Here is a 690-nt window from a genome sequence, read left to right on the forward strand (position 1 = left end):
AAGATGAACATGTCGCCCTTCGTCGTATTGGTCGCTCTGGCCCTCTGGTTCAACACTCTGGGGTATTCCCGGTGCCATTCTCGCGATCCCGTTGACATCCATCATCGCCATCATCCTGTCCAGTTTCGGGCCGACACGGCTTTTTGCTGTCCTGCTGGCAGGGGATGTCGCAGCATATGAGGGGGGTTGATGAAGCCCGTCCGTAATCTGGGTGCGGGGATCCACGCCGCATTTACCGACAGCTGGGTTCGTTTCCTGCTGGCGCTGACATGCGTCATGATTACGACGGCCTCGATATTCTATCGATGGGCCGAGGGGTGGAGCTGGCTAGATGCGGCCTATTTCTCCGTCATCACCATATCGACGATCGGCTACGGAGATTTCTCGCCCCAAACAGCGATGGGTAAGGTTTTTACCATCTTCTACGTGATCAGCGGCTTGGGAATATTCGTCGTGACGGCCTCTGCCATTGCAGAACGTATCATCTCCTCTGTGGCAGGGTGACCATCGTCATCAGAACGCCCTGATCCTCGGTCGGCAGAAAGCCCGTGCGCAGGTTGTCATAGGTCCACCAGCAGGCCCCGGCAACAACCGCAACCACGATCAGGATGCGGATAGGACGGGTAATCAGGCGCCGGACCACGTTGATGTAGCCGCCCGTCAGCCGGTCCACGCCCGTGTTGAACATCC

2 protein-coding genes are annotated in these 690 nt (G+C 57.8%); one reads left to right on the forward strand and one right to left on the reverse strand.

Annotation, left to right across the window (positions count from 1 at the left end):
* The first annotated feature begins 189 nt into the window (after nucleotides 1-189).
* On the forward strand, nucleotides 190-504 hold the full coding sequence (locus TR36_RS14200; protein WP_045394188.1) for a potassium channel family protein: 315 nt from the start codon (nucleotides 190-192) through the stop codon (nucleotides 502-504).
* Here TR36_RS14200 and TR36_RS14205 read toward each other — a convergent pair.
* Nucleotides 482-690, reverse strand: a 209-nt coding sequence (locus TR36_RS14205) for an efflux RND transporter permease subunit (protein ID WP_062763545.1), incomplete at its 5' end; no start/stop codon positions are given. The genes TR36_RS14200 and TR36_RS14205 overlap by 23 nt on opposite strands.

This window comes from Falsirhodobacter sp. alg1 (genome assembly GCF_000739715.2).
GTDB lineage: Bacteria > Pseudomonadota > Alphaproteobacteria > Rhodobacterales > Rhodobacteraceae > Falsirhodobacter.